34 protein-coding genes are annotated in these 24,528 nt (G+C 68.2%); 7 read left to right on the top strand and 27 right to left on the bottom strand.

Annotated elements, in window-relative coordinates; all coding sequences use genetic code 11:
* Window positions 1–45 precede the first annotated feature (45 nt).
* From MYA_RS32330 to nifH, 19 genes are all read right to left on the bottom strand, one after another.
* Window positions 46–423 carry a hypothetical protein gene (locus MYA_RS32330; protein ID WP_014725880.1) on the bottom strand — a complete coding sequence of 126 codons (378 nt, stop codon included), beginning with the start codon at window positions 421–423 and terminating at the stop codon, window positions 46–48.
* Between the two features lie 394 nt (window positions 424–817).
* Complete coding sequence (locus tag MYA_RS26395; protein ID WP_014725879.1) at window positions 818–1,633, bottom strand: TOBE domain-containing protein; 816 nt, start codon at window positions 1,631–1,633, stop codon at window positions 818–820.
* Between the two features lie 12 nt (window positions 1,634–1,645).
* The gene (locus MYA_RS26390; RefSeq protein WP_014725878.1) at window positions 1,646–2,425 is read right to left on the bottom strand and encodes an ATP-binding cassette domain-containing protein; all 780 of its coding nucleotides are present in this window, start codon (window positions 2,423–2,425) and stop codon (window positions 1,646–1,648) included.
* A 12-nt stretch (window positions 2,426–2,437) separates the two neighbouring features.
* Entirely contained in the window at window positions 2,438–3,190 is a 753-nt protein-coding gene (modA, locus tag MYA_RS26385; protein ID WP_014725877.1) for a molybdate ABC transporter substrate-binding protein, read from the bottom strand.
* 15 nt (window positions 3,191–3,205) lie between these two features.
* Complete coding sequence (gene modB / locus MYA_RS26380; protein ID WP_014725876.1) at window positions 3,206–3,880, bottom strand: molybdate ABC transporter permease subunit; 675 nt, start codon at window positions 3,878–3,880, stop codon at window positions 3,206–3,208.
* Window positions 3,881–4,233: 353 nt separating this feature from the next.
* Window positions 4,234–4,776 (bottom strand): DUF2325 domain-containing protein, encoded by a 543-nt coding sequence (locus MYA_RS26375; protein ID WP_014725875.1) that lies wholly within the window; start codon window positions 4,774–4,776, stop codon window positions 4,234–4,236.
* 2 nt (window positions 4,777–4,778) lie between these two features.
* A complete protein-coding gene (locus MYA_RS28985; protein ID WP_014725874.1) occupies window positions 4,779–5,330 on the bottom strand; it encodes a Truncated hemoglobin in 552 nt (183 codons plus the stop codon).
* A gap of 99 nt (window positions 5,331–5,429) precedes the next feature.
* Window positions 5,430–6,017, bottom strand: coding sequence for a nitrogen fixation protein NifQ (locus tag MYA_RS26365; RefSeq protein ID WP_014725873.1), 588 nt, complete (start codon window positions 6,015–6,017; stop codon window positions 5,430–5,432).
* Window positions 6,018–6,031: 14 nt separating this feature from the next.
* Window positions 6,032–6,340 (bottom strand): ferredoxin III, nif-specific, encoded by a 309-nt coding sequence (gene fdxB, locus MYA_RS26360; protein WP_011880156.1) that lies wholly within the window; start codon window positions 6,338–6,340, stop codon window positions 6,032–6,034.
* A 16-nt stretch (window positions 6,341–6,356) separates the two neighbouring features.
* On the bottom strand, window positions 6,357–6,548 hold the full coding sequence (locus MYA_RS26355) for a CCE_0567 family metalloprotein (RefSeq protein ID WP_011880155.1): 192 nt from the start codon (window positions 6,546–6,548) through the stop codon (window positions 6,357–6,359).
* A 23-nt stretch (window positions 6,549–6,571) separates the two neighbouring features.
* A complete protein-coding gene (locus MYA_RS26350; RefSeq protein ID WP_014725872.1) occupies window positions 6,572–7,063 on the bottom strand; it encodes a NifX-associated nitrogen fixation protein in 492 nt (163 codons plus the stop codon).
* Window positions 7,056–7,472, bottom strand: a complete 417-nt coding sequence (nifX, locus tag MYA_RS26345; RefSeq protein WP_011880153.1) for a nitrogen fixation protein NifX — start codon at window positions 7,470–7,472, stop codon at window positions 7,056–7,058. Before nifX ends, MYA_RS26350 begins: the two co-directional genes overlap by 8 nt.
* Window positions 7,469–8,881: a nitrogenase iron-molybdenum cofactor biosynthesis protein NifN gene (gene nifN, locus MYA_RS26340; RefSeq protein WP_014725871.1), complete on the bottom strand. Its 1,413-nt coding sequence runs from the start codon at window positions 8,879–8,881 to the stop codon at window positions 7,469–7,471. Before nifN ends, nifX begins: the two co-directional genes overlap by 4 nt.
* A 20-nt stretch (window positions 8,882–8,901) precedes the next feature.
* Window positions 8,902–10,395: a nitrogenase iron-molybdenum cofactor biosynthesis protein NifE gene (gene nifE / locus MYA_RS26335; protein ID WP_014725870.1), complete on the bottom strand. Its 1,494-nt coding sequence runs from the start codon at window positions 10,393–10,395 to the stop codon at window positions 8,902–8,904.
* Between the two features lie 306 nt (window positions 10,396–10,701).
* Window positions 10,702–11,181: a hypothetical protein gene (locus MYA_RS26330; protein WP_041494445.1), complete on the bottom strand. Its 480-nt coding sequence runs from the start codon at window positions 11,179–11,181 to the stop codon at window positions 10,702–10,704.
* Window positions 11,182–11,453: 272 nt separating this feature from the next.
* Window positions 11,454–11,774, bottom strand: a complete 321-nt coding sequence (locus MYA_RS26325) for a hypothetical protein (RefSeq protein WP_014725868.1) — start codon at window positions 11,772–11,774, stop codon at window positions 11,454–11,456.
* Window positions 11,775–11,787: 13 nt separating this feature from the next.
* Complete coding sequence (nifK, locus tag MYA_RS26320; protein WP_011880148.1) at window positions 11,788–13,347, bottom strand: nitrogenase molybdenum-iron protein subunit beta; 1,560 nt, start codon at window positions 13,345–13,347, stop codon at window positions 11,788–11,790.
* Window positions 13,348–13,424: 77 nt separating this feature from the next.
* A complete protein-coding gene (gene nifD / locus MYA_RS26315) occupies window positions 13,425–14,888 on the bottom strand; it encodes a nitrogenase molybdenum-iron protein alpha chain (RefSeq protein WP_014725867.1) in 1,464 nt (487 codons plus the stop codon).
* An 82-nt stretch (window positions 14,889–14,970) separates the two neighbouring features.
* Window positions 14,971–15,852, bottom strand: coding sequence for a nitrogenase iron protein (nifH, locus tag MYA_RS26310; RefSeq protein ID WP_011880146.1), 882 nt, complete (start codon window positions 15,850–15,852; stop codon window positions 14,971–14,973).
* A gap of 373 nt (window positions 15,853–16,225) precedes the next feature.
* Here nifH and MYA_RS26305 point away from each other — a divergent pair, with 373 nt between their 5' ends.
* From MYA_RS26305 to MYA_RS26275, 7 genes are all read left to right on the top strand, one after another.
* Window positions 16,226–16,654 carry a group II truncated hemoglobin gene (locus MYA_RS26305; RefSeq protein ID WP_011880144.1) on the top strand — a complete coding sequence of 143 codons (429 nt, stop codon included), beginning with the start codon at window positions 16,226–16,228 and terminating at the stop codon, window positions 16,652–16,654.
* A 43-nt stretch (window positions 16,655–16,697) separates the two neighbouring features.
* On the top strand, window positions 16,698–17,306 hold the full coding sequence (locus MYA_RS26300; RefSeq protein ID WP_014725866.1) for a hypothetical protein: 609 nt from the start codon (window positions 16,698–16,700) through the stop codon (window positions 17,304–17,306).
* Between the two features lie 144 nt (window positions 17,307–17,450).
* Window positions 17,451–17,993 carry an ankyrin repeat domain-containing protein gene (locus MYA_RS26295; RefSeq protein ID WP_014725865.1) on the top strand — a complete coding sequence of 181 codons (543 nt, stop codon included), beginning with the start codon at window positions 17,451–17,453 and terminating at the stop codon, window positions 17,991–17,993.
* A complete protein-coding gene (locus tag MYA_RS26290; RefSeq protein WP_014725864.1) occupies window positions 17,990–18,223 on the top strand; it encodes a hypothetical protein in 234 nt (77 codons plus the stop codon). The genes MYA_RS26295 and MYA_RS26290 overlap by 4 nt, the downstream gene beginning before the upstream one ends.
* Complete coding sequence (locus MYA_RS26285; protein ID WP_014725863.1) at window positions 18,220–18,987, top strand: ankyrin repeat domain-containing protein; 768 nt, start codon at window positions 18,220–18,222, stop codon at window positions 18,985–18,987. The genes MYA_RS26290 and MYA_RS26285 overlap by 4 nt, the downstream gene beginning before the upstream one ends.
* Window positions 18,988–19,001: 14 nt before the next feature.
* Window positions 19,002–19,436, top strand: a complete 435-nt coding sequence (locus MYA_RS26280; RefSeq protein WP_014725862.1) for an ArsC/Spx/MgsR family protein — start codon at window positions 19,002–19,004, stop codon at window positions 19,434–19,436.
* A 24-nt stretch (window positions 19,437–19,460) separates the two neighbouring features.
* Window positions 19,461–19,697: an FmdB family zinc ribbon protein gene (locus MYA_RS26275; protein ID WP_014725861.1), complete on the top strand. Its 237-nt coding sequence runs from the start codon at window positions 19,461–19,463 to the stop codon at window positions 19,695–19,697.
* Between the two features lie 114 nt (window positions 19,698–19,811).
* Here the strand turns inward: MYA_RS26275 and MYA_RS26270 are convergent, their stop codons facing one another.
* From MYA_RS26270 to MYA_RS26235, 8 genes are all read right to left on the bottom strand, one after another.
* Window positions 19,812–20,108 (bottom strand): 2Fe-2S iron-sulfur cluster-binding protein, encoded by a 297-nt coding sequence (locus MYA_RS26270; RefSeq protein ID WP_011880138.1) that lies wholly within the window; start codon window positions 20,106–20,108, stop codon window positions 19,812–19,814.
* Between the two features lie 86 nt (window positions 20,109–20,194).
* Window positions 20,195–21,034, bottom strand: a complete 840-nt coding sequence (locus MYA_RS26265; RefSeq protein WP_011880137.1) for an SIR2 family NAD-dependent protein deacylase — start codon at window positions 21,032–21,034, stop codon at window positions 20,195–20,197.
* An 11-nt stretch (window positions 21,035–21,045) separates the two neighbouring features.
* Complete coding sequence (locus MYA_RS26260; protein ID WP_014725859.1) at window positions 21,046–22,209, bottom strand: DegT/DnrJ/EryC1/StrS family aminotransferase; 1,164 nt, start codon at window positions 22,207–22,209, stop codon at window positions 21,046–21,048.
* Entirely contained in the window at window positions 22,199–22,477 is a 279-nt protein-coding gene (locus MYA_RS26255) for a hypothetical protein (RefSeq protein WP_011880135.1), read from the bottom strand. The genes MYA_RS26260 and MYA_RS26255 overlap by 11 nt, the downstream gene beginning before the upstream one ends.
* A 1-nt stretch (window position 22,478) precedes the next feature.
* Window positions 22,479–22,697 (bottom strand): putative nitrogen fixation protein NifT, encoded by a 219-nt coding sequence (gene nifT / locus MYA_RS26250; RefSeq protein WP_011880134.1) that lies wholly within the window; start codon window positions 22,695–22,697, stop codon window positions 22,479–22,481.
* A gap of 27 nt (window positions 22,698–22,724) precedes the next feature.
* Window positions 22,725–23,879 carry a cysteine desulfurase family protein gene (locus MYA_RS26245; RefSeq protein ID WP_014725858.1) on the bottom strand — a complete coding sequence of 385 codons (1,155 nt, stop codon included), beginning with the start codon at window positions 23,877–23,879 and terminating at the stop codon, window positions 22,725–22,727.
* A 19-nt stretch (window positions 23,880–23,898) separates the two neighbouring features.
* A complete protein-coding gene (locus tag MYA_RS26240) occupies window positions 23,899–24,255 on the bottom strand; it encodes a DUF3024 domain-containing protein (RefSeq protein WP_041494367.1) in 357 nt (118 codons plus the stop codon).
* A complete protein-coding gene (locus MYA_RS26235; RefSeq protein WP_041494444.1) occupies window positions 24,252–24,527 on the bottom strand; it encodes a nitrogen fixation protein NifZ in 276 nt (91 codons plus the stop codon). Before MYA_RS26235 ends, MYA_RS26240 begins: the two co-directional genes overlap by 4 nt.
* Window position 24,528 lies beyond the last annotated feature (1 nt).

Here is a 24,528-nt window from a genome sequence, read left to right as displayed (position 1 = left end):
GATAGGCACAAGACTATCCCTGATTTTAAGAGAGTCCTCGCGTCCTCAGATACGTGGGGCCGCTCCATCAATTTCGAGCGATGACGTGAATCCGCCGTTTCGATCGATACGAGACACGACACGTTTCGCGAGCCACTGCGTCGAATCGATATCCAGTTTGAATCCCTTCGCGTTCACGGTCATTTCCGGGTACAGGTCGGCCCGGCCGAGCGCGAGCGTCATATCGAACGCTGCCTGTCCGCGCTGTGCGCGCGCGTATTCAGCCTTGGCCGCCGCTTCCGCTTCAGCGCGCGAGCCGTAGATGTCCGGCAGCAGATTCGTGCTGCGGTTGTTTTCACCGCCGACGATCACGGATTCTTGCTTGCCCTTCTTTGACGTATGCCAGCGCGCACGCACCGACGTATCGCTTTCGCCCTGCGACACGTGATAGCGGTACGAATCGCCCCGTCGCCTTCCGGATCTCGAGCGTCGGCAGCGGCTTACCGCTCGCGCTCGTACCTGCCCCGATCTGCATGAGCAGCCGCCGCCCATCCTTGACCGTCATCACCGCGTCGTACCGCTTCGCGAGCCGCGTCAACAACGACACGTCGCTTTGGTTCGTCTGATCGATATGCGCGTACTGACCTTCGCGAGCGCTTCGCCAAGCGCTGGCGTGAGCTTGTATCGAGCGGCCCGAAGGCATCCATCTCCTCGGTCTCGGGGGTCCCAGGTGCAAGCGCCGCACCCGTCGCCCCCGGCAATACGCGCCCACTCGAGCCGCGTATTGCCGATGAAGCCGATCATCGGACAAACCCGCCAATCAACCAACCGCCTCCCCTCAAGCCGCCGCCACCGCCACCATCACCGAATAAGCCTTGAACACCGCCGTCGCCGGCTGCCCCACGACAAGCCCCAACGCATCGACCGCGTCGTTCGTGACGCTCGACGTCACGTTCACGCCACCCGCCAGCGTCACGACGACGAGCGACGTCGTCGCGCCGCGCTCGATCCGCGAGATCGACCCGCTGAACTGATTGCGCGCGGACAGCACGTAGCCGGCGAAATCGGCGACCAGCACGACGGCCGACGACTTGATCAGCGCGATCGCGTCCTGCCCTATCTTGAGACCGAGCCGCTTCGCCGCGGCCGTGGTCATCGTCGCAACGATCTCCTGATCGCCCGATATCTTCAACGTCACCTGGGTCGTGACCGGTCCATCGCTGACCGCAGCTATGGTTCCCGAAAACTGATTGCGAGCGGTGGTTTTCACTGCGATTCTCCTGAGTAATCCGGACAGCGCCGGAGATTGAACCAGCCATGCTTCCTGTTCCCGCAGGAACCGTCGGGTCCTCACCTGCAGCACCCGCCATGCAGACAGCAACTCCCGTGCGGCCGGCGTAAGTCGTGTACCGCCGCCGCCCTTGCCTCCCGTCTCCGTCGTGAACAACGGCTGGCTCGCAAGATTCGACGCGCTCTCGAGCACCAGCCACGCGCCCTTGTAGCTGTAACCGGCGACGCGCGCCGCACGGTTGATCGAGCCCGTGTTGTCGATCGCTTCCAGGAGCGCGAAAAACCGCCCATCGAGGCGGCCCGCGAGCTTCAGCTCGCCGATCAACAGCGTCGCATCGTTGCGCGTACCACTCGTCTCTCGCATCCGTCCGCCGCGTCAGTCGATCGCGGACGCCCGCAGCAAGCCGCGCACACGCTGTTCGTGCGGCGTCGGCGGGCGCGCGTCCGCGCACATACGTTCCAGCGAAGTCGCCACGCCGCGCTGCACGTCGACCTCGCGCACCGCCCGGCCCTGCTCGATCACGAACGCGACGTCGGCAAGCGCCACCACATCGTCGACGTCGTGCGTGATCATCATCGCGGGGATCTGCCACTCGCGGAGCACCTCGTCCAGATAGCGTCGCAAGTCGCGTCGCAACGGTGGATCGAGCGCGGAAAACGGCTCGTCGAGCAACAGCAGGCCGGGCTGGCACGCGAGCGAGCGCGCCAGCGCGACACGCTGCCGTTGCCCGCCCGACAGCCCGTCGGTCCGGCTGCCGGCGAGCGACGCGAGACCGAAGCGCTCCAGCAGCTCGTCGACGCGCCCACGCGCGTCGATCGACAAGCGGCGTCGATACCACGTGGTCAGCCCGAACGCGACGTTCTCGCGCACCGACAAATGCGGAAACAGCGCGTAATGTTGGAACAGGCAGCCGATGCCGCGCCGCTCGGGCGGCACGTCGATTCCGCAGTCCGCGTCGAACAGCGTGCGCCGGTTGACGCGCACGTGCCCTCGTCGCGGCGCAAGCAGCCCGGCGACGGTCTGCAGCGTCAACGACTTGCCGGCGCCCGACGGCCCGTAGAGCGCGATCACGCGCGCGTCGGACGCGAAGCGCATCGCGAGCGCGAAACGCCGTGTGCCGTCCGACACCGCCACATCGAAGTCGACGTCGATCACCGGTGCGCTCCGTCACGCATGCGTGAAGCCGTACCGCTTCAGGATCGCCTGTGCGTCCGGGCCGAAGAGATACGCGATGAACGCCTTCGCGAGCGCAGGCGCGCTGCTCGCGCGAACGGCGACGACCGGATAAACGACGGGATCGTGGTCATCCACCGTCTGCACGACCGCGACCCGATCGGGCATCAGCATCGCGTCGGTCCGATAGACGAAGCCCGCGTCGGCCTCGGCGCGCGCGACGTAGTCGAGCACCTGCCGCACGCTGTCGGACTCCACGATCTTCGGCCCGAGCGCGCCCCACAGCTTCGCGCGCTCGAGCGCCTGCTGCGTATACCGGCCGCATGGCACGGTCGCGATCTTGCCGATCGCGATCCGTCGCACGGCCGGGTCCGCTAGCGCGGCGAGCGACTTCACGGGCGACGCGTCGCCGGCCGGCACGACCAGCACCAGCGTGTTCGTCGCGAGCGTGCGCTGCGTCGCGCCGTCGAAGATGCCCGCATCGATGCCGTGCGTGACGGTCGCCGCATCGGCGCTGACGAATACGTCGACCGGCGCGCCCACGCGGATCTGCTGAAGCAGCGTGCCCGATGCGCCGAAGTTCATCCGCACCGTCACGCCGGGATGCGCGGCTTCGAAGCGCGGCACGATTTCCTTGAACGCATCGGTCATGCTGGCCGCGGCCGACACGGTCAGTTGCTGCGCGAGCGCGACGACGGGCGCGAGCACGCACAGCAGGCTCGCGAAGCATCGAATCATTGATTTCATGAATCCCTCTCCGGCTCAACGTAGTGTGAAAAAGCGCTTGGACAACACGAGCACCGCGACGGACAGCACCGACGTGACGCACGCGAGGAAGAACGCGGTGCCGTCGCGGCCATCCTGCATCGCGTCGTAAATCGCGAGCGACAGCGTCTGCGTCTCGCGCGGGATGTCGCCCGCGATCATCAAGGTCGCGCCGAACTCGCCCATCGCACGCGCGAACGCGAGCAGCGCGCCGGCCAGAATCGCCGGCCATGCGAGCGGCAGCGTGACGCGCACGAAGGTCGAGAATGGCGACTGCCGCAGCGTGCGCGCGACCGCCTCGAGCGAGCGGTCGACGCCCGCGAACGCGGCGCTTGCGGATTTCAGCACCAGCGGCAGCGCGACGATCGTCGACGCGAGCACCGCGCCGTGCCAGTTGAACACGAAGGTGTAGCCGAACTGTTCATGGAGCCAGCTGCCGAGCGCGCTGCGCCGGCCCGCGACGATCAGAATCCCGTAGCCGATCACGGTCGGCGGCAACACCAGCGGCAACATGCAGGCGGCTTCGACGATCGCGCTCCCCGGAAAGCGACGGCGCGCGAAAAGCCAGCCGAGCGCGATGCCGGCGATCGATGCGAGCAGCGTCGCGAGGCTCGCGACTTTCAGCGACAGCAACAGCGGCGGCCAGTCGATGCGTTGTAGGAAACCCGACATTTGCGACACCTTTCGTGATGAACTCGGCTACATCACCGATGTTGCAAGATGCAGGCCATCCTCCATCGCGAGGCGTCGGCCCGCAGGAAAGCCTCAACTCCGACCGAGGCGCGCCGGGAGCCGCGCGAGCGCCCTGCGCAGGTTCGAAGTCACGCGCGGCCGGCTCGAGCAGCTGCCGATGCGGGCGGAGCAATGCGGCCACGCGACAAATCGGCGCTGCGCAGCGTGCCAGGCCACCGAACCCGGCGCTCGTCGCCGCACGCGTTCTCGACATTGAGAAAGACACCGGGGCAACGTAACGAAACCGACATGTCCGATTCCCGACATGACACGAATGCCGTGCAGCGCCGGTGTCATCCATGACGCGGACACACGCATGCCGCCGCACGCGCCGCGCGCGAGATGCGCTGCGCCTTCAGCACACCGGCGATGAAGCTGGCGACGCTCGACGTGCGCAGCGCGATCCAGCGCACGCGACGGCGCGCGCAGTGTGCGCGCAGCGCGGCGAGCGAGTCCGGATCGATCGTGTCGAGCGGACACAGCACCGCGTCGGCGCGTTGCAGCAGCGCCGCGAACTGCTGCGCGCGTGGGCCGCCGTCGTCGTCGATCCGCGCCACGTGATGAACGAATTCGCCGCCCGACGCGCTCGACCATGCGCGCAATACCGCGTTGCTCACCGGCCGGCCGCCGACGTAGACGAAGCGGCGGCCGACCAGCATCGCCGACAGCAAGTCGCCGTCGAGCATGACCTGCTCGACCGCCTGCAGCTCGTGCGCGAGGCTTGCCGCATGCGCGCGTACCCGCGCGAGACGCGCGAGCGCTTCGTCGTGCTCGCGCATCGATTGCGACGCGCGCTGCGTGCTGCGCTCGAGCGCGCGCATCGCCGGCCGCGGCATGATCAGCGCGCGCCGGTGCGATCCCGGCCCGGCGGGTCGGGCTGCGCAGGCGGCGCGAGCAGCTGCACCGACAGCGGTTCCGCCCAGCGCCAGAAATCCGCGCGCAACGCGCTCGGCAAGCCGACGTCGTCGAATGCATGCCACAAATGCACGAGCCACAGCTCCCGCCCCTCCTCGTCGAGCAGCAGCGGCAGCCCGGCGCCCGCCTGCAGACGCGCGTGACGCTGACTGAAATACAGCGGGCCGCCGCACGATTCGACGACGAAGTCCGCGACGCGCTCGACGATGCAATCGAAGCAGTCGCCGGCGCGTGCGAACAGCGGCGTCGTCTTCAAGCGCGCCATGTGGCACGCCACCAGATCGCGCAGGCCCGCTTCCGTGCAGATCGCGAGCAGCCGGTGCGGCGGAGCGGGCAGCGTCGGGCATACGGTCGGCCCGACGGCGTCGCGCCGCTCATGTGGAAAAGGCGCGGCCGGCCATTGCAGCGTCCGATAGCAGGCGCGTGTACACGGCGTCCAGCGTGCGCGGGGCGTGGCCCCCGGGTTCGGGTTCATGAGCGTGTCGGCTCCCTGTTCGGTTTGTCGGTTATATATCGCGCTACATAACGATGTCCGAAACGAAGCAGGTTCCGCGCCACATCGCGCGAAACGCCGCTATTCCGGTCCGAAGCAGTGCGCGTAATCGGCGCACGCGCCGCAGCTCGGCGCCTTGCAGACGAACAGTCCTTCGCGCTCGCACAGCTGCTTGTAAAAGAACTTCTTCCACTTCATGTCGCGCGTGTTCTTCGCGGCGAGCCGTGGAAACCACCGCCCGATCAGCGCGGACAGCTCGCGGCGCGACGGCAGCAGCAAGTCCTGCCACAAATGGTTGTCGCCCGCGCAGGCGGCCGCCAGCACGTGGGCGACGCAGCGCGCTTCGTCGCGCGTGCCCGCATCGGAGTCGGCGTGCTCGACGAAGAGCGCGACCAGATCGTCGAACTCGTCGTCACGCGGCGTGTGCGGTTGCGTGTGCATCGGCGGCAGCGCAGCGCCGGGCGACTCGGCGCATGCCGCGAGTGCGGCCCGTGCGCCCGGAAACCAGCGATCCAGCACGCGGTGCGTATCGGTCGCGTCGAGCCCGGCGATCGTCGCGGCGTCGGCCTCGCCGCGTGCAAACGCTACCGCGAGCGGGCCGACGAACGCGAGCACGGTCGGATCCTGCGCGTCGAGCGCACAACGCATCAGGATCGCGCGCACGTCCATCGCCGCTCGCCCCGTCAAACCTGCGCCGCCGCGTGCGTATAGCACTTCTTCGGGCAGATCTTCGCGCACGCGGTGCAGCCGATGCACAGCTGCCGGTGCGCGATCGTCATCACCTTCTTCTCGTACTCGTCGTCATCGTCGCTGTCGCTGTCGAGCGCGACGTGCTCGCCGTCCTCGTCGACGCCGACCAGCTCGAGCACGCCGCGCGGACACACCTTGAAGCAGCGGCCGCAGCCGATGCATTTGGCCTCATCGAGCGTGGACACGAACGTCGGCGTCCAGGTCTCCCCGCTCGGCAGTTTCACGTTGAAGGTTTCGCTCATGGTCGGGTGCCTCGCGTCACGCGGCGCTCGCCTTGCGCGCTTCCATCAATGCGGCATGCGCGTCGTGACAGCGCTGCGCGACGGCGAGAATCTGCTCCCAGTTGGTCGGCAGTTCCTCGGACAGGTCGTGCAGATCCATCTTCGCCTGCGTCGCCTGGGCATTGAGCTTCTTCAGGCGCGCTTTCAGTTCGTCGGCTTGGTTGGTCATCGATTTTCTCCGCGTTGCGCCGCTCACGCGCCGTACTGCGCGACGGCCGGGTACGCGCGAATCATTTCGATCGCGTCGTCGAGGAACTTGCCGCCCGCCGCCGCGAGCTTCTCCAGAGACGGAAAGCCGAAGCGGTGCACGTCGCGCAATTGCTTGTTGACGACCACGAGCCGCCCCGCGATCAGCACCATCCGGCCGAAGCCCTCGTGGCTCATCTTCATCATCGGCGACACCATCTGGCGCGTCTCGCGTTCGATCGCGACCGCAACCGCCGCGTAGAACAGCTCGAGCCGCCACAGCGTCTCCGGATCGGGGTCGCCGATGATCGGAATCGCGCGCCGCTCGTCCGCGCTCAGGATGAACGGCTTCAGCAGTTGCAGGTCGCTGCGGTTCTCCCAGGTGCCGTGCAGGTCCTGTGCACGCAGCTGCTTGATCAGCTGCTGCACGAACGGCGTCGCGAGCAGCGCTTCGTCCGCGGCCGCGTCGGGCGTCGTGTCGATGGTGGCGTCAGCCATGTGATACCTCGTCGTCTTCGTCGAAATCGAATGTGCGCCCGCCGTCCTTCGCGAGCGCCTTGCGCAGCCATGGCGGCGGCGTGCCGTTGAGCACCTCCTGCAGCTTCACCAGGATCTCGCCGATCGGTTCGGGCTGCGGAACCTTGATCGGATGGATCTTCAGTGCGACGACGCGCGCCGCGCCCGAGCCGCCGATCGCGGCGACGTACAGGATCGCGCAGTCCCTGATCGCGTCGAGCTTCGGGGCGAGCTTGTCCTCGTCGCCGTCCTCCTCGAGCTTGCCGCCGAACTCGAACGACTCGACGAAGGTGTGCCCGTCCGGCCGCACGTCGTACGTGACGATGCTTTTCGCCCAGCCGAAATGCGCGTCGACATGCTCTTTGTCCTGGGTCGCGAAGGCGATCTTCATGCGGTGTGCTCCTGGTCGAATATCGGTTGGGCGACGATCGGAATGTCCAATGTGCGCGCGGGATCGCGCGCCGCGAGATCGACCGCGTGCGGCGGCAGCGGCCAGTCGCCCGGGCCGTGATGCGCAATCCGCTCGATCATCAGGTTCGCGATCTCGAAGATCAGGTTCATGGTGCCGCGATAGCCGACCTGGCAGCGGTGCGCGTTGCCGATCCGGTCGAACACCGGGAAGCCGACGCGCATCAGCGGCTTGCCGAGCCGCTCGGCCATCTGCCGGCCGTGTGAATGCGTGATCAGCAGATCGCAATCCGCCGCACGCTGCTCCAGGTCCTCGAGATCGCCGAGCAGCACGTGTGGCGCGGGCAGCAGCGCGTGCGCGGCCGACGCGGTCGTGCTGACGCAGCAGCGCAGCTCCGCGCCCATCTCGTGCAGCAGGCAGCCGAGCGCGAGCAGCAGGTCCGGCTCCGCACCGAGTGCGACCTTGATCCCGCCCGTGTAGAAGTGGCCGTCGAGCATCGCGTCGAGCAACTGGCTGCGTTGCCGCCGATACTTGTCCGGCACCGGCCGCCCGGCGAGCTGCGCGAGCCGCACGAGCAGCCGGTCGTTCGGCGCGAGCCCGGTGAGCCGCTCGAAGATCTCGAACGGCGCGCCGGTCAGCGCATGGAGCGTCTCGGCCGCCATGCGCGTCTGCTCGCCGACGCCGATCGTGAACGCGGACGCGCCCGCCGCCCGGATCTGCTCGAGCGTCGTGCCGCCGAGCGTCGTGCCGCGCCAGTCCGGCGCGATGTGGCCGTCGAGCGAGCCGGACAGGTCCGGCAGCACGATCGCGTCGAGCCCGAACGCCGCGACGATCTCGCGCAGCTCGTCGATGTCGGCCGGCGACAGGTGGCTGCCCGGCAGCAGCGTGACCTGCCGCGCGTTCGCCGGCAGCGGCTTCACGAGCGCGCGCACGATCGCGGCGACCGCAAGCCGGTAGCCGTCCTCGAAGCCGCCGACGTAGTCGGGCGTCGACACGTAGACGATCTCGGTATCGTCGAGCTCCGGCTTGCGCTTGCGTACGGTCCGCAGATAGCCTTCGACGTCGTCGCCCTTGGTTTCGGTGAGCCCCGTCGAGCAGATCGCGATGATCTTCGGCGCCGCGCGCTTGCGGATGTTCAGCAGCGCCGTCTCGATGTTCTCGTAGCCGCCGAGGATCGTGGTGACCTCGTTCATCGCGGTCGTCTGCAACGGGATCGCCTCCTTGAAGTGACGCACGAGCAGCACCAGGCCGAACGACGTGCAGCCCTGCGAGCCGTGCATCACCGGCATGCACGCGTCGAGGCCCATGAACGCATAGCTCGCCCCGAGCGGCTGGCTCATCTTGAGCGGATTGACCGCGCAAGCCTTTTTCGAATCGACGACTTCAGCCATCGCAGCTCTCCCCGGCCCGCTCAGGCGACGACGCCCGGTTCGAGCCCCATCGCCCACGCATGCACGCCATGCGGAATCGGTGCCGATGCGGCCGCGGCACCGGCGCGCACCGCGCCGAGCGTCTCGCCGTCGTCGCCCCACGGCGCGGGGATCCGCACCTGCTGCCACACCGGGTTGAAGATCGCGCGATCGATCTCGTGCACGAGCTCGACCATCCCTTCGTAGCCGCCGTACGGATGGTGGCGCTCCTGGTTGATGTCGAGCCACGGCATGCGGGCCTTCAACGCGACGAACTGCGAGCGCCCGCCCGACAGCATGATGTCGGCCTTCGCGTCGCGCAGCATCGCGTACATCTCGCGCGGCGTCATGTCGTCGATCATGTGCGCGTCGTCGCCCATGATCTCCTTGATCTTCTCCTTGTCTTCCTTCGTGCTCTTCTTGACGCTGGTGCCGACGATCTCGAGCCCCGCCTCCTGCAGCGCGGCGACCACCGACCACGACTTCACGCCGCCCGTGATCAGGAGCACGCGCTTGCCGGCGAGGCGCTTCCTGTAGTGCGCGATGCGCGCCCACGCGCGCGCTTCCTCGCTCGCGATCAGACGCTCGGCGCGCTCGACGAGGTCGTCCGGCGCGCCCTGCCGCACGAGCAGCGTCGCGATCTGCCGCAGCGTATCGCTCATGTCGCCGATCCCGTAGAACGAGCCCTCGAAATACGGAATCCCATAGCGCTGCTGCATCCGCGTCGCGATGTTGATCATCGACTTCGAGCACACCATCATGTTGACCTTCGCGCGATGCGCGCTCGCCACCGCGTCGTAGCGGCCGTCGCCGGAGATGCACGACAGGATGCGCACGCCGAGCGCATCGAGCAGCGGCTTGACCTGCCACAGCTCGCCGGACAGGTTGTATTCGCCGATGATGTTGATGTCGTAGGGCGTCGTGTAGTCGGGCTCGCGCGTGCCGATCACGTAGTCGAGCAGCGCCTCGCCGCCGAGCTTGTTGCCGAGGTTCTTCGGCCCCGCGAAGCCGGGCGAGTTGACCGGAATCACCGGCTTGCCGAACTTCTCGGTGGCGCGCTTGCAGACGGCCTCGATGTCGTCGCCGATCAGCGCGGTCACGCAGGTCTGGTAGACGAACACGGCGGGCGGATCGTACTTCTCGATGATTTCGCGCACGCTTCGGAATAGCCGCTTCTCGCCGCCGTAGACGACGTCGAGCTCGTTGATGTCGGTCGTGAAGCCGGTGCGGTACAGCTGCGAGCCCGACGATGCCGAGTGACGGTTGTCCCACGAGTTGCCTTCGCACGCGATCGGGCCGTGCACGAGATGCGCGACGTCGACGATCGGCTGCAGCGCGATCTTCGCGCCGTCGAACGCGCAGCCGCCGGCCGCCGCGCCGGGCGAAAGCTGTTTCGTGCAGCCCTTCTTGCGTGCCTTCTCGCTCTTGTCCTGGTTCTTGTCGCAACCCGGTTCGTCGAACACTTCGGCAATCTTGGCTTTCAGCGATGCGGACATGACGGGTTCCTCTCAGGTTCGTGCAACGGGATATCCGCAAATTCCATACCATGCGGCTCAGCCCCATGAACACCGTTCGATGCGGTCTGACGGGGCGCGCGCGTTGTCGGGATTCGGACGCGCTTTGGACGGTTTTGAACGGAACCCGACAACGCGCGAGTCGCGCTCGAGCGGCGAACGCTGTAAGGCGCAGCGCCGGTGCGAGCGGGCGATCGCTCGTTCCCGTATCCGGTCGCGAAAGCGTTCGCCGACGCATCGGCCGGAGTTCGTGCGGTTCGCCGTTTCTTCATGTTCGTGCGCCGCCGGTCAGTTGTCGTCGGCCAGTACGTCGAGCGCGACGAGCTGCTCGTACAGCGCCCGTCTCGCCCGCCAGTTTCGCTCGCCCGCCACGCGCGGATCGCCGCCCTCGAATGCGGCGAGCGCGTCGTCGTCGGTCCAGTACACGATGGCTGCGCCGCGTGCGGCGAGCGCGGCCGCCGCCGCGTCGCGCAGCGTGACCGGCTGGTTGCCGCAGACGCCGCGACCGAGCACGTAGTCGGCCCGGTAGAGCGTCGCGTCCCAGCCATAGGCATCGCCGAGCGCGCACAGCGCCGGATACGCGGCGCGCAGCGCCACGCCGGGTTCGGCGCCGTCGAACCCGAGCAGCTCGCGCACCGTCAGCGTGTCGTGGATTTCGTCGCGCGCGAGCGGGTCGGACGCCGCCACCTTGCGCGCAAAATCGGCGTCGTCGTACGCGAACCACGCGTTCGGCGCGCCGGCTTCCGGCAGTTCAAGCACGTAGATCACCGCGTCCTCCTGGCGCCATCCGGCCGCTGCGGCCACGGCGCATGCGTCGGGCCATGCATCGCGGCCCGGCGATGGCCGATCGCTGCCGCGGCGCACGCCGTCGAATCCTCGTCACGCGCGCCGCTCGATCGCCGCGCCGAAAAAAAGCAGCCCCATACCGGCGGCGGGCCAAATTTCGCGAGGTAAAACCCTGTTGGACCGACCGACCGACCGATCGCGCCGCGACCGAGCGACGCCACGTCGTAACGCCGTCGTATCGCAACGGCCGGCGCTCACTCGACGCCCTCCGCTGCCGTCTTCGCCCATACGGCCTTCCGGATGCGCTGCGCGATCCCTTGCGGGCTCGCATCGAACGCGCGCTGCGCGGCCGCCAGCGCGCCCTGCGCGATCGCGGCCTCGTCGTGCGTGAGCGGCAGGCGCCCCGCCACGTGCGTGGCGCCGCGCACCGTGCGGGCGATCGCCTGGCGGTTCGGATGCTCGCCCAACGGCACCAGATGATCGGTCTCGCGCACGCCTGCGAGGCAGACCCAGCCGTCGATCACCTCGACCTTGCGGCCGTCCTGCGTCGTCTTGACGAGTACCCGTTCCGTCATCGCGGCCTCCGTGTCAACGGATGATGTCGTAGCTGTAGTCGGTCTTCGACGGCACCATCGTGTTCGCGTCGAGCGCTTCGAAGAATTCGTCCAGCAACATGATCAGCGTGCGCAGCGCGCCCGCGTAGCCCCAGGTCGGATAGCGGTGGTAGTGGTGGCGATCGAAGATCGGGAACACCATGCGCACGAGCGGCGTCTTCGTGTCGCGCTCGAGATACTTGCCGTAGGTGTTGCCGATCAGGAAATCCACGGGCTCCGTGAACAGCAGCGAGCGCATGTGCCACAGGTCGCGCTTCGGATACACCTTGCAGCCCGCGCCGTACGGCGACGCGTCGAACATCGCCTGCACCTTCGCCGCCCATGCCTCGTTGCCGTTGGTCGCGAGCACGTGCGCGGGCTCCGCGCCGAGTTCGAGCAGGAACTGCGTATAGCCGAGCATCTGGTCCGGATCGCCGTACAACGCGTAGCGCTTGCCGTGCAGGTGCGCCTGGCTGTCGGCCATCGCGTCGACCAGCTGGCCGCGCTCCTTCTCGAGCTCCGCCGGGATCGGCTTGCCGGTGACGCGCGAGATTTCCATCAGGAAATGATCGGTGCCCGCCACGCCGACCGGCGCATTCAGCACGACGACTTCCTGGCCGTGCTCGGCGATGAACTTGCTGGTCTTCTCGCAGCAGTACTCCTGGAACACGAAGGTCGCCTTCGCGTGCAGCGCGCGTTCGACCTCTTCCTTCGTCGTGCCGCCCTCGTACATGCGGAACTCGCCGTCGGTCGGCGTGTTCCAGGTCTCGGACGGATCGCAGATCACGTTGACCTTCACGTCGAACAGCGCGAAGATCCGGCGAATTTCGGCCATGTTGCCGACGACGAAGCCGTCGAAGCCGCCGATGAAGTTCACGCTGTCGTCGGGCACGCGCACGAGCGGCGCCGCGCTGCCGGCCTTGCCGTCCCAGAAGTGCTTGAGGATGCCGAGCAGCGAATTGTCGTAACCGGTGACGTGGCTGCCGACGAACGCCGGCGTATGGGCGAACGGCACGTCGTAGTCTTCCGGCACGCTGCCCTTCTGCTTGCTGTTCTTGATGAACGCATCGAGATCGTCGCCGATCACCTCGGCCATGCAGGTCGTCGACACCGCGATCATCTCGGGCTTGTAGAGGTTGTATGCGTTCGCGAGGCCGTCGATCATGTTGTTCAGGCCGCCGAACACCGCCGCATCCTCGGTCATCGACGAGCTGACGCACGAGGTCGGCTCCTTGAAGTGGCGCGAGAAGTGCGAACGGTAATACGCGACGCAGCCCTGCGAGCCGTGCACGAACGACAGCGTCTTGTGAAAGCCGTTCGCGACGTACACCGCGCCGAGCGGCTGGCACGCCTTGGCGGGATTCACGGTCAGCGAATCGCGCGCGAAATTCTTTTGCTTGTAGTCCTCGGTCTTGGTCCACTCGACGATCTGCTTGACCGCCTCGTCGGGATGGTTGAACTCGAATTGCTCCTTCTTCGTGCGGAAAATCTCCTGATACTCGGGTTCGCGGAACAGCAACTCGTGATCGAGGATCTTGTCGGCGGATTGTGGCATCACGTACTCCTGATTCAGTCGTCAAATGGGCGGTGGGCGCGGTGCCGGCGGTCTGCAGCGAGCGTCGGCGGGCGGGGTCAGGCGGCCTTCTTCCACGGCGCCTTCGCGAGGCTCCAGACCGGGCTCGAAATCGCCATGTCCATGTCGCGCGCGAAGATCGCGAAGCCGTCGTAGCCGTGGTACGGGCCCGAGTAGTCCCAGCTGTGCATCTGCCGGAACGGCACGCCCATCTTCTGGAACACGTACTTTTCCTTGATCCCGGAACCGACGAGGTCAGGCTGCACCTGCTCGACGAACTGCTCGAACTCGTAGCCCGTCACGTCGTCGTAGATCAGCGTGCCGTCCTTCACGTAGTGCGTCGTGCGCTGGTAGTCGTCGTTGTGGCCGAACTCGTAGCCGGTGCCGACCACCTCCATCCCCAGATCCTCGTATGCGCCGATCACGTGGCGCGGACGCAGGCCGCCGACGAACAGCATCACCTTCTTGCCCTGCAGCCGCGGCTTGTACCGTGCGATCACGGCATCCATCAGCGGGCGGTACTTCGCGATCACCTTCTCGGCGTTCGCCTTGATCGTGTCGTCGAAGTGGCTCGCGATCTCGCGCAGGCTCTTCTCGATCATCGTCGGGCCGAAGAAGTTGTACTCGACCCACGGAATCCCGTACTTCTCCTCCATGTGCCGGCTGATGTAGTTCATCGAGCGGTAGCAGTGCAGCACGTTGAGCTTCGCCTTCGGCGTGTTCTCCAGCTCGGCGATCGTGCCGTCGCCCGACCACTGCGCGATCACGCGCAGGCCGATTTCCTCGAGCAGGATGCGGCTCGACCATGCGTCGCCGCCGATGTTGTAGTCGCCGATGATCGCGACGTCGTACGGCGTCGATTCGAACGCGGGGCGCTTGTCGGGATCGGTCTTGTCGAACACCCAGTCGCGGATCGCGTCGTTCGCGAGGTGGTGGCCGAGCGATTGCGACACGCCGCGAAAGCCTTCGCAGCGCACCGGTACGATCGTGTGCCCGGCGTATTCGGTCGCCTTCTTCTTCGACACCGCCTCGATGTCGTCGCCGATCAGGCCGATCGGGCATTCGCTCTGGATGGAGATGCCCTTGTTCAGCGGAAACAGCTGCTGGATCTCGTCGATGATCTTGTCGAGCTTCTTGTCGCCGCCGAACACGATGTCCTTCTCCTGGAAGTCGGACGTGAACTGCATCGTGACGAACGTGTCGATGCCGGTGGTGCCGATGTAGTAGTTGCGGCGCGCCGCCCACGAGTACTGGCCGCAGCCCACCGGGCCGTGGCTGATGTGGATCATGTCCTTGATCGGCCCCCAGACGACGCCCTTCGAGCCCGCATACGCGCAGCCGCGGATCGTCATCACGCCGGGCAGCGACTTGATGTTGGATTTCACGCCACAGTCTGGCTTGCCCTCCTCGAAGGTACCCAAATGCTTGGCGCGCCGCTTGGCCATCTTCTCCGGATAGGCCTTCAGCACTTCGTCGATCAGGGCCTTGTTCGCGGCCTTGCGCTCTTCAACCGTGGCGGTCATAGCATGCTCCATATGTGAGGTCGTTCTCCACTGCGCGCCCCGCCGCGCGCGCCGCGCGGCGGGGCATGTCGCGCGACGCGCGTTACGCGGTCAATTCCGACGCGGTCTTGCCGACCTGCGACTCGTCGATCGCGCTCATGATCCCGTGCTCCATCAGCAGATCTTCGAGCTGGTCCATCGTGATCGGCGTCGGGATCGTGCCGTTGCCCGCGTTGTTGTGAATCTTGTTGGCGAGCTGGCGATACTCGTTCGCCTGCTTCGAATCCGGCGCGAACTCGATCACCGTCATGCGACGCAGCTCCGCGTGCTGCACGATGTTGTCGCGCGGCACGAAGTGGATCAGCCGGGTGCCGAGCATGCCCGCCAGCGCTTCGGCGAGCTCGAGCTCCTTGTCGGTCTGACGCTCGTTGCAGACGAGGCCGCCGAGGCGCACGCCGCCGCTGTTCGCGTACTTCAGAATGCCCTTCGAGATGTTGTTGGCCGCGTACATCGCCATCATCTCGCCCGACATCACGATGTAGATCTCCTGTGCCTTGTTCTCGCGAATCGGCATCGCGAAGCCGCCGCACACCACGTCGCCGAGCACGTCGTACGACACGTAGTCGACGCCGTCATACGCGCCGTTCTCCTCGAGGAAGTTGATCGACGTGATGACGCCGCGCCCCGCGCAGCCGACGCCCGGCTCCGGGCCGCCCGACTCGACGCAGCGAATGTCCTTGTAGCCGATCTTCATCACGTCCTCGAGCTCGAGATCCTCGACCGAGCCGGCCTCCGCCGCGAGCGACAGGATCGTGTCCTGCGCCTTCGCGTGCAGGATCAGGCGCGTCGAGTCGGCCTTCGGGTCGCAGCCGACGATCAGGATCTTCTGGCCCAGATCGGTCAGCGCCGCGAGCGTGTTCTGCGACGTGGTCGATTTGCCGATGCCGCCTTTGCCATAGAAGGCGATTTGCCGAAGTTGAGACATTGCGTGCTCCACATTGAGAAAAGAGGTTGAAACCAGGGTTGCGAAATCGCGACCATGTCAGCCTGCCGTGTCCGTATCGCCTTTGGTCTTCTTCTGTCGCACCGCGCATCGGCCAGGAGTTGTCCGCAGCCCAGCAATTGCAGCTTCCGTGCCAACCCGCACGACATTCGTTGCAACGCCCGTCGCGACGGGCCGGCTGCACGCGGCGCAAGGTCGGCGCCGGCTTCCTTCGTCGTGTCGGATTCCCGACAAACGCCGCGCGCAGCGTCGCAAACGACACGCAGTTGTCGCGCGTCCGTGCGTGGTTTTGTCCGCTTCGTCCGCTGCGGCCCGGCGCATCTCGCCTGGTACGGTTGTTGCACCAAGCGGCTTCATGAACACGCCCGCCCACTCCGCTCATTCGCTTCACGCGGCGCACGCGCCGCCGTCGCCTTTCGATCGTCTCGGCGGCGCAGCCGCGCTCGCGCGCATCGTCGATGCGTTCTATCGCCAGATGGACACGCGGCCCGATGCCGCCGGCATCCGCGCGATGCACGGCGCGGATCTCGGCCCGGTGAAGACGGTGCTCGTCACCTATCTGTGCGAGTGGCTCGGCGGCCCGCGTCACTATTCGGCGCAGCGCGGGCACCCGCGTCTGCGGATGCGGCATCGCGCGTTCGCGATCGGCATGGCCGAGCGCGACGCGTGGCTCGCCTGCATGCGCGCGGCGCTCGACGAATGCGGCGTCGAGCCGGCACTGCGGGACGAACTGATGCAGGCGCTCTTCAAGCTGGCCGACTGGTTGCGCAACACCGGGCGATGACGTTCGCCCTCACCTTTGACGACGACACCGAGGATTTTTCATCATGACCGAAGCGCTCACCCGCACCACGCTCGACGATACCGCGTTCGCGCGGCTCGAAGCCGAAGGCCGTCTGCTCAACCCCGTGCTGAAGGGGCTCACGAATACCTTCGGGCGGGTCGGATTCCGCGGCGAACTCGCGCTGCGTTTCGCGGCCAAGCTCGCCGACGAAGCGCGCCCGCCCGAGCTGACCTGCGATCAGGTGATGGCCGTAGCGACCTTCGGCGAGCCGCACCTGCCGTTCTTCGCGGGCTTCCTGCTGAGCTTCGAATATCTGAAGGACGTCGCCGAAGTGCTCGGCGACACGTTGAGCGCCGGCGGCAAGTACTTCCTGTTCTGCGACAACATCGACCTGAGCAAGCGCTACCAGGTGCCATACAAGGGCGCGATGTTCTATGTGCTGCCGATTCTGGAGAGCACCGTCTACAACGAGATGCTCGAGCTGCTCTATCTGGAGAAGAGCGAGCTGAAGAAGAAGGACACCGCGGGCAAGCTCGACGCCGTCGCCGACGCGGCGCTCAAGTTCGACGTCACGTTCGACACGATCACGTACGCGGAAGGGCTCGAACTGATGGGGCCGGTGCGCAACCCGAACGAGAACCGGCCCGTATGAGCGGCCGCGAACCTGTCGATTCGGGCCTCGCGCACGAGCGGGCCTGAGCAACGTGGGGCGGCCCGGCGTTTCCCGCGCGCCGGCACCGGCGCCCGCGGGCCGCTTGGCCGAACCCTGTCCGTCAACCGGAGCCGGAGCACGACCATGTCCCTGCACAGTTCCTTCGTCGCACGCCGCGGCGGCAACCTGCGCGCGGTGCGCGACGACGACCCGCCGCGCGCACGGATGCCCGCCGCGCTCGCCACCTGGCTCGCGTGGCACGACTTTCCCGATCTGCACTCGTGCGGCACCGGCGGCGTCACGCCGCTGATGCTGGCCGCGCTGCAAGGCGAGGACGGCGTGCTCGACGCGCTGCTCGCGCACGGTGCGCGGCTCGACGCGCTCGACGACGCCGGCAACGGCGCGCTGTGGTATGCGTGCATCGGCGGCGCGCCGGCGCCGATCCTGCGGCTGATCGAGGCGGGCGCCGACGTCGACCACGCGAACGACGACGACGTCACGTGTCTGATGCAGGCGGCCGCCAGCGGCCGGATCGAGGTGATGCAGCTGCTGCTGTCATGCGGCGCGAGCGAGACGCTATGCGCGCCGGACGGCCGCAGCGCGCGCGACATGGCCACCGATCGTGCGCTGCAGCTGCTGCGCGAATCGCACCGGCTCGCGCATGCGACGCAGGACGACGCGGCATGAGCGCGTGTGCTTCGCGTCGCCCGGCCTCGGGTTACACGCTCGCCGATGCGGCGGGCGCGCTCGATCATCTGCTCCGGCCGGTATTCCGGCACGAGCGCCATGCAGCCGGACCGAGCCGTGACGCACCCCGCACCGCGTTCCGGCGCGATGAGGGCGCGCCGCTCGAACCGCTGCCGCTCGCGGATGCGCGCGTCGTCGGCAAGCGCATGCAGCGCGAGCGTTCGCAATGAAGGGGCAACGCGTCTTTCGACGTCTCACGGTCAACGAGCTCGGCGCGTGGCGCGGCCGTCATCCCGATGCGCTGGTGCTCGACGCGCGCGATGCCGACAGTCATGCGCGCTCCGGCTGGCCGGACGCCGTGCGGCTGTCACGCGACAACCAGGACGAGCTGTTGCTGCGCACGCGGCGCGGCCGGCCGATCCTGATCTACTGCCATCGCGGCAACGCGAGCCAGGCCTGGGCGCGCATGTTCGCGGACTTCGGCTTCACGGTCGTCTGCGACCTGATCGGCGGGCACGCGGCATGGGCCGCGAGCGTTGCCGGCGCGAACCCGTCCGGCAGCCCGGTCGAGCCAGCGCTTGCCGCGTGGCTCACGAGCGTCGGCTTCGTCGGCCCGAGCGCGCGCGACGCGCACGACAACACGCCGCTGATGGTTGCCGCGTGGCGCGGCGCGCGCGAAGCCGTCGACGCGCTGCTGGCGCACGGCGTGGCGGTCGATGCGATCAACGCGGACGGCAACAACGCGCTGTGGCTCGCATGCGTGCACGGCGACCCGGCCGGCATCGAGCGGCTCGCGCGGGCCGGCGTGCCGCTCGACCATGCGAACGTGACGGGCGCGACCTGCCTGATGTACGCGGCATCGTCGGGCAAGGCCGAGGTCGTCCGTGCGCTGCTCGCGCTGGGGGCCGATCCGGCGATCCGCTCGCGGGACGGCTTCACCGCCCTCGACATGGCCGCGACGGCCGAATGCCTGCAATTGCTGCGCCGACTCTGATGAAGGATCTTGCGATGGCTCATGTCACGTTTTACGAAAAACCCGGCTGCGGCGGCAATGCGGCGCAGAAGGCGCTGCTGGTCGCCGCCGGCCACACACTCGAGGCGCGCAATCTGCTGCGCTGGCCGTGGACGCCGAAGACGCTGTTCGCGTTTCTCGAGCCGCTGCCGGTGCACGAATGGTTCAACCGCGCGGCGCCGGACGTGAAAGCCGGCCGGATCGTCCCCGAGGCGCTCGACGCCGCGGCCGCGCTCGCGCTGCTGCTGGCCGAACCGTTGCTGATCCGCCGGCCGCTGATGGAAGCGGGCGACGGCCGGATGGTCGGCTTCGATGCGGCGCGCGTGCATGCGTGGATCGGCCTCGGTCCGTTGACGGCGGCAGACGTGACGACCGGTTCGCTCGAAGGCTGTGCGGCCGCGACGACGGGCTGCGCCGCCGCGTCGGCCTGAATGCAATTTGACCGGAGAGCCGCCATGCCTCTTTACGACTATCGGTGCCGCGACTGCGGCCGGACCTTCGAAGCGCTGGTGCGGGCGGGCGCGTCGCCTGCGTGTCCGCACTGCGGCAGCACCGCGCTCGACAAGCAGGTCAGCGCGCCCGCGCCGCCCGGACGCTCGCGCGAGATCGTCAGGAACGCCCGCCGGCAGGCGGCCCACGAGGGCCATCTGAGCAACTTCTCGGCCGCGGAGCGCGCGAAGCTGCTGAAGTAGCGCAATGACGGGGGGCGCGTCGGTCGGGCGATGAGCGCGATGCGGTTCTCAAGAGCCGCTCGCGACATCGACGCCCGCCTCCGCATACCGCCTCACGACGGCCTCACGTCAGCCTCACACGAAGCTCAACAGCTCGACAGTCACCGGTTCGTCGCCGAGCACCGCCTGGCACGCAAGCCGCGATTTCGACCCGACCCCGACGATCGCATCGAGCTTTTCGTTCTCGGTGCGCTGAATCTTCGACAGGCTCTTGCGGCCCTCCTGCACGAACAGATGGCACGACCCGCATTCGGCCTTGCCGTCGCATTTGTGCGCGATGGCCTCGCCGACGCCGAGGAGCGCCTGCAACAGCGTCGCGCCGACGGCGACATCGTAGGATTTACCGGAAGGAAGAACGGTCAGGATGGTCATGGTCATGGTCAGATACTCACGGGACGAGAAAGACAACAAGGAAAATGGCGGCAACTACCGCGTGACGACATGCCGCGCCGCGGCCGTCACGCGGGAAGCGCGTGCCTCAACTCTGCGACCAGCGCGCGAGCAAAGGCATCGAGCGGCATCGCGATCCGCTCGATGCGCTGCTCGTCGAGGAAGCGCGCCTCCATCCGCGTCGGCTCGTCCGGCAGCACGGCCCAGTGCGTATCGGACGAACGCTTCATGATCTGGCGCGCGAAGCTGCGGGCGAGCTGGTCGTCGAAGCGGCAACCGACGAACAGGAAGCTGCGGCCGCTGCGCCACGCCTGCACCGCGGGCGGAATCGGCGTCTGGATGTCGATCTCGGTCAGCACTTCGACGAAGTCGCTGTCGGACACCAGATAGTTCGCGGCAGGCGCATGCGCGCCGATCGGCTTGTAGAGCAGCGCGCCGGCGGACGGGACCTCGGGCAGCCGCGCGCCGTGCGCGTCGTAGCCGGCGAACCATTCGCCGAAGTGCTCGGACTGCGACAGCCCCTGCACCTGCGCCCAGCCGCCCGGCCGCATGCGCGCGAGCGCCGCCGCGAAGGTGTCGTCGTACCAGGTGTCGACATACAGGCCCGCCCCGCTCGCGGCGAGCGCGCAATGCAGCGCCGACGGCGCCGGCGAGGCCGCGAACGCGTCGTTCATCAGGCTCACCACCGACTTGCGATGCTTGAAGTTCTCGATGAACTGCGCGGCCTGCGTGAGCCGGTGGCGGATCTTGTGCGGCACGCTGACCTTGTCGGTCATCAGCCGCGCCAGCGCCTCCGCGGTGGCCGGCACGCGCACGTCGGCGCACAGCGCGAGCAGGCCCGGGCCGAGATACGGAATGATGCTGCCCGCCTCGATCCGGCGGGCGATGTGCTCGATCGACATGCTCATGAACGGCTTCCTCACAGATAGATCGCGGCTCCCGCGCCCACGTTGGTCGCGGTGTCCTTCAGGGTCGTGACGATGAACTTCACCTGGTCGGCGTCGAGCAAGGTGTGCAGCGGCAGCGCCAGCGCGCGGTCGCCGATGCGCTCGGTGTCCGGCAGCACGCCGCGCTTGCGGCCGATCGAGTCGCCCGCCTGCATGTAGTGGAACTGCTCGTGCAGCGGATGGCTGTATGCGGCGGTCTCGATCCCGCACGACTTCAGATCGTCGATCATCTGCGCGCGCGCGCTTTGCGTGAAGCGCTTGCCGAGGTGCACGACGTACAGCATCCAGTTCACCTCGTCGACGTCGTCGGCCGTGTACGGCGGCTTGATGCCTTCGAAGCTGCGCATCTGCTCGTGATACCAGCGCTCGACCTGCTTGCGCTGCGCGAGGCGCTCGTCGAGGCTCGCGAGCTGCGCGAGGCCAAGCGCCGCCGTCAGCTCGCTGATGCCGGCCTGCAGCGGCACGCGCGCGCCGACCGACACCGAGCCGCGGTCCGCGACGCGCCGCTCGCGCAGATAACGCAGCTCGTGCACGAGCGCGTCGTCGTCGGTGACGAGCATCGCGCCCTCGCCCGCGCACAGCGCGCTCGGCGCCGAGAACTCGAAAATCGCGACGTCGCCGAACGAGCCGACCGTGCGGCCGCGGTAGCGCGAGCCGAGCGCCTCGGTGCTGTCCTCGATTAGCGCGAGCCCGTACGCATCGGCCAGCTCGCGCAGCGGGCCCCACGCGGCGGGATGGCCGTTCGTGTTGCCGGCGAGGATGGCCCGCGTGCGCGGCCCGATCTTCGAGCCGGCCTTGTCGGCGCTCAGGCAGCCGCTCCAGTAATCGATGTCCGCGAACACCGGCGTCGCCCCCGCCAGCGTGATCGCCTGCGCGACCTGATGCCAGGTGTGCGATGCGCAGATCACCTCGTCGCCGGCCCCGATGCCGAGCGCGCGCAGCGTGAGCCACGCGCCGAGCGTGCCGCTCGCGACCGCGACCGCATGCGCGCGGCCGGCCCAGCCAGCGAACGCGCGCTCGAATGCTTCGCGCATCGGGCCGTCGCTCCAGCGCGACGAGCGCAGCACCGCGCTCACCAGCTCGATTTCACGCGCACCGCACGCCGGCTCGGCGAGCGCAATCTCGTCAAGTTCCATGGCCGCTCCCATCGTCGGTCAGGATCAGCGCGTTCGCTTCGCTCGCATGCGCCGTGATCGACAGGCACATCCCGGCGATCCGGACGAAGTAGACGGCCCGCGCGCCGACGCGCAACGCGGGCGTCTCGCCGCACATGTCGGCCGCGCCGAGCTGCATCGTGCGCACGTCCGGAAAGCGCTCGCGCCACCGGCTCGCAGCGGCGTCGAGCGTCGACGCCGAGCCGATCAGCTCGGCCGCGGCCTGGACTTGCTCGGCGGTGAGCGCCATGTCATTCCTCCACGCCGGCGATACGCCGCGCTTCGACCGTCACGGGCAGCGCCGTGGCGGCATCCATCTCGGGCAGCTCGAGCTGCCAGCCATTGCCGAGCGTGACGAGCCCGCCCCACATCTGCGGCCGCGCCATCGACACGATCGGCTCCTCGAGGTCCTTCTTCGGCACGTAGGCGCTCAGCACGCCTTTGCTGTCTCTGCGAATCATCACTTTCACGATAAAGACTCCGGGGATACGACGGGTTCAGGTCGGCTGCACGGCCGCTTCGGCCAGCAACGGCTTCAACAACGGAGGCAGCGCGGCGAGCAGGTAATCGATGTCGCGCGCGCTGGTGGCCGCGCCGAGCGAGAAGCGCACGGCGCCGAGCGCCTCGTCGCGCGGCACGCCCATCGCGCTCAGCACGTGCGACGGCTCGCTGCCGCCGGACGAACACGCCGAGCCCGACGACGCGCACACGCCGATCTGCTCGCAGCGCTGCAAGACGGTGTCGGCGTCCAGCCGGCCGACGCGCAGGCAGCTCGTGCCGGGCAAGCGCGGCGCGCTCGCGCCATACACGTGCACGCCGGGCAGCGCCGCGCGCAGGCCGGCCTCGAACGCGTCGCGCAGCGCGGCGATGCGCGCGGCGTCGGCGAGCGCATCGGCCAGCCGCTCGAGCGCCGCGGCGAAGCCGACGATCGCGGGCAGGTTTTCAGTGCCGCCGCGCCGGTGCCGCTCCTGGCTACCGGGAAACTGCGCCGCGAGCGGCACGCCGTCGCGCACGAGCAGCGCGCCGATCCCTTTCGGCCCGTGCAGCTTGTGCGCGGACAGCGACACCGCGTCGGCGCCGAGCGCCGCGAAATCGAACGGCAGCTTGCCGACCAGCTGCGTCGCGTCGACGTGCAGCAGCGCGCCCGCCGCCTGCGCGAGCGCCCTCACGTCGGCGATCGGCATCAGCACGCCGGTCTCGTTGTTCGCCGCCATCACCGACACCAGCGCGACGTCCGGGCCGATCACGCGCGCGGCGCTGTCGAGATCGAGCACGCCGTCCGGCCGCACCGCGATGAAATCGACCGGACGGCCCTGGGCGGCGAGCGCGTGCGCGAGCTTCAGCTGCGCCGCATGCTCCGTCGCGCCGAAGACGAGCCTGCGCCGCACGGCCGGGGCCGTGGCCGACGCCCCGAGCCCGAGCACCGCGAGATGATTCGCCTCGGTCGCGCCGCTCGTGAAGACCACGTCCCTGGCCTTGCAACCGAGCGCGCCGGCGATCGTCGCGCGCGCGGCGGCCAGCGTGCGCTTCGCCTGCTGTCCGGCGCCATGCTGCGACGACGCGTTGGCCCACACGTCGGTCAGCACGGCGAGCATCGCGTCGATCGCCGCCGGCGCGGGTGCCGTCGTCGCGTTGTGGTCGAGATAGATCATCGTCGCTCCCCGTCGTGCGTCACGGCCAGAACACGCGCTCGGCGTCGACGCACAGCAGCTCCAGCAGCAGGTCGAGATCGGCGCTTTCGTACCGCCACGACCAGCGGCGCGCCGCATGATCGCGGGCGTACAGGCTCCAGCGCCCGGCGGGGCCGCGCGCGAGCCGCGCGATGTCGATCACGCCGCCGCCCGGATCGACGTTGCGCGAGCAGCACGGGCTCTCGATCCGGAAGCCGTCGGCGTCGCGCAGCACGCGCGGGCTCACGTAGCGATAGCGCGCACGCTCGCGCAGCGCGCGTTCGATCCGCCGCTGCGTGAAATCGACGACGCTCGCCGGCTGGCCGCGCCCGGGCGCCGCTCGCCCCTGCGTCATCATCGCGCCGCCCCGTCGTGTCCGGGCAGCAGGCCGGCCGGCGCCGGCGCGATCTCGTCCTCGGTACAGCCGATCACCTGCCGGCCGAATTCGACCAGGTAGACGGGCTCGCCCGTGTCGACGACCTGCCCGACGTTGACGATCTCGCCCACCGCGCCCGCGTCGACGAGGCGCGCGCCGAGCGCATGGTCCGGATAGCTGCCGTCGTTGCACAGATCGTCCAGCGCGACGACGCGCATGCCCCACGAATATTCGGGCTCCCGCATGGGCTCCATC

Origin of the sequence: Burkholderia sp. KJ006 (assembly GCF_000262695.1) — a bacterium.
GTDB classification, from domain to species: domain Bacteria; phylum Pseudomonadota; class Gammaproteobacteria; order Burkholderiales; family Burkholderiaceae; genus Burkholderia; species Burkholderia vietnamiensis.
This window is presented reverse-complemented; position numbering and strand designations above follow the sequence as displayed.

Coding starts and splice junctions, on each gene's coding strand:
- nifN (WP_014725871.1), bottom strand. CDS start 8,881: ATGGCTGAAGTCGTCGATTCGAAAAAGGCTTGCGCGGTCAATCCGCTC.
- MYA_RS26275 (WP_014725861.1), top strand. CDS start 19,461: ATGCCTCTTTACGACTATCGGTGCCGCGACTGCGGCCGGACCTTCGAA.
- MYA_RS26255 (WP_011880135.1), bottom strand. CDS start 22,477: ATGGCGCTCACCGCCGAGCAAGTCCAGGCCGCGGCCGAGCTGATCGGC.
- MYA_RS28985 (WP_014725874.1), bottom strand. CDS start 5,330: ATGAACCCGAACCCGGGGGCCACGCCCCGCGCACGCTGGACGCCGTGT.
- modA (WP_014725877.1), bottom strand. CDS start 3,190: ATGAAATCAATGATTCGATGCTTCGCGAGCCTGCTGTGCGTGCTCGCG.
- MYA_RS26240 (WP_041494367.1), bottom strand. CDS start 24,255: ATGATGACGCAGGGGCGAGCGGCGCCCGGGCGCGGCCAGCCGGCGAGC.
- MYA_RS26290 (WP_014725864.1), top strand. CDS start 17,990: ATGAGCGCGTGTGCTTCGCGTCGCCCGGCCTCGGGTTACACGCTCGCC.
- fdxB (WP_011880156.1), bottom strand. CDS start 6,340: ATGAGCGAAACCTTCAACGTGAAACTGCCGAGCGGGGAGACCTGGACG.
- MYA_RS26395 (WP_014725879.1), bottom strand. CDS start 1,633: ATGCGAGAGACGAGTGGTACGCGCAACGATGCGACGCTGTTGATCGGC.
- MYA_RS26245 (WP_014725858.1), bottom strand. CDS start 23,879: ATGATCTATCTCGACCACAACGCGACGACGGCACCCGCGCCGGCGGCG.
- MYA_RS26235 (WP_041494444.1), bottom strand. CDS start 24,527: ATGGAGCCCATGCGGGAGCCCGAATATTCGTGGGGCATGCGCGTCGTC.
- MYA_RS26375 (WP_014725875.1), bottom strand. CDS start 4,776: ATGCCGCGGCCGGCGATGCGCGCGCTCGAGCGCAGCACGCAGCGCGCG.
- nifE (WP_014725870.1), bottom strand. CDS start 10,395: ATGTCCGCATCGCTGAAAGCCAAGATTGCCGAAGTGTTCGACGAACCG.
- modB (WP_014725876.1), bottom strand. CDS start 3,880: ATGTCGGGTTTCCTACAACGCATCGACTGGCCGCCGCTGTTGCTGTCG.
- MYA_RS26265 (WP_011880137.1), bottom strand. CDS start 21,034: ATGAGCATGTCGATCGAGCACATCGCCCGCCGGATCGAGGCGGGCAGC.
- MYA_RS26260 (WP_014725859.1), bottom strand. CDS start 22,209: ATGGAACTTGACGAGATTGCGCTCGCCGAGCCGGCGTGCGGTGCGCGT.
- MYA_RS26355 (WP_011880155.1), bottom strand. CDS start 6,548: ATGACCAACCAAGCCGACGAACTGAAAGCGCGCCTGAAGAAGCTCAAT.
- MYA_RS26305 (WP_011880144.1), top strand. CDS start 16,226: ATGAACACGCCCGCCCACTCCGCTCATTCGCTTCACGCGGCGCACGCG.
- nifX (WP_011880153.1), bottom strand. CDS start 7,472: ATGAAGATCGCCTTCGCGACCCAGGACAAAGAGCATGTCGACGCGCAT.
- MYA_RS26270 (WP_011880138.1), bottom strand. CDS start 20,108: ATGACCATCCTGACCGTTCTTCCTTCCGGTAAATCCTACGATGTCGCC.
- nifH (WP_011880146.1), bottom strand. CDS start 15,852: ATGTCTCAACTTCGGCAAATCGCCTTCTATGGCAAAGGCGGCATCGGC.
- MYA_RS26295 (WP_014725865.1), top strand. CDS start 17,451: ATGTCCCTGCACAGTTCCTTCGTCGCACGCCGCGGCGGCAACCTGCGC.
- nifD (WP_014725867.1), bottom strand. CDS start 14,888: ATGACCGCCACGGTTGAAGAGCGCAAGGCCGCGAACAAGGCCCTGATC.
- MYA_RS26350 (WP_014725872.1), bottom strand. CDS start 7,063: ATGGCTGACGCCACCATCGACACGACGCCCGACGCGGCCGCGGACGAA.
- MYA_RS26280 (WP_014725862.1), top strand. CDS start 19,002: ATGGCTCATGTCACGTTTTACGAAAAACCCGGCTGCGGCGGCAATGCG.
- MYA_RS26285 (WP_014725863.1), top strand. CDS start 18,220: ATGAAGGGGCAACGCGTCTTTCGACGTCTCACGGTCAACGAGCTCGGC.
- MYA_RS26300 (WP_014725866.1), top strand. CDS start 16,698: ATGACCGAAGCGCTCACCCGCACCACGCTCGACGATACCGCGTTCGCG.
- nifK (WP_011880148.1), bottom strand. CDS start 13,347: ATGCCACAATCCGCCGACAAGATCCTCGATCACGAGTTGCTGTTCCGC.
- MYA_RS26365 (WP_014725873.1), bottom strand. CDS start 6,017: ATGGACGTGCGCGCGATCCTGATGCGTTGTGCGCTCGACGCGCAGGAT.
- MYA_RS26325 (WP_014725868.1), bottom strand. CDS start 11,774: ATGACGGAACGGGTACTCGTCAAGACGACGCAGGACGGCCGCAAGGTC.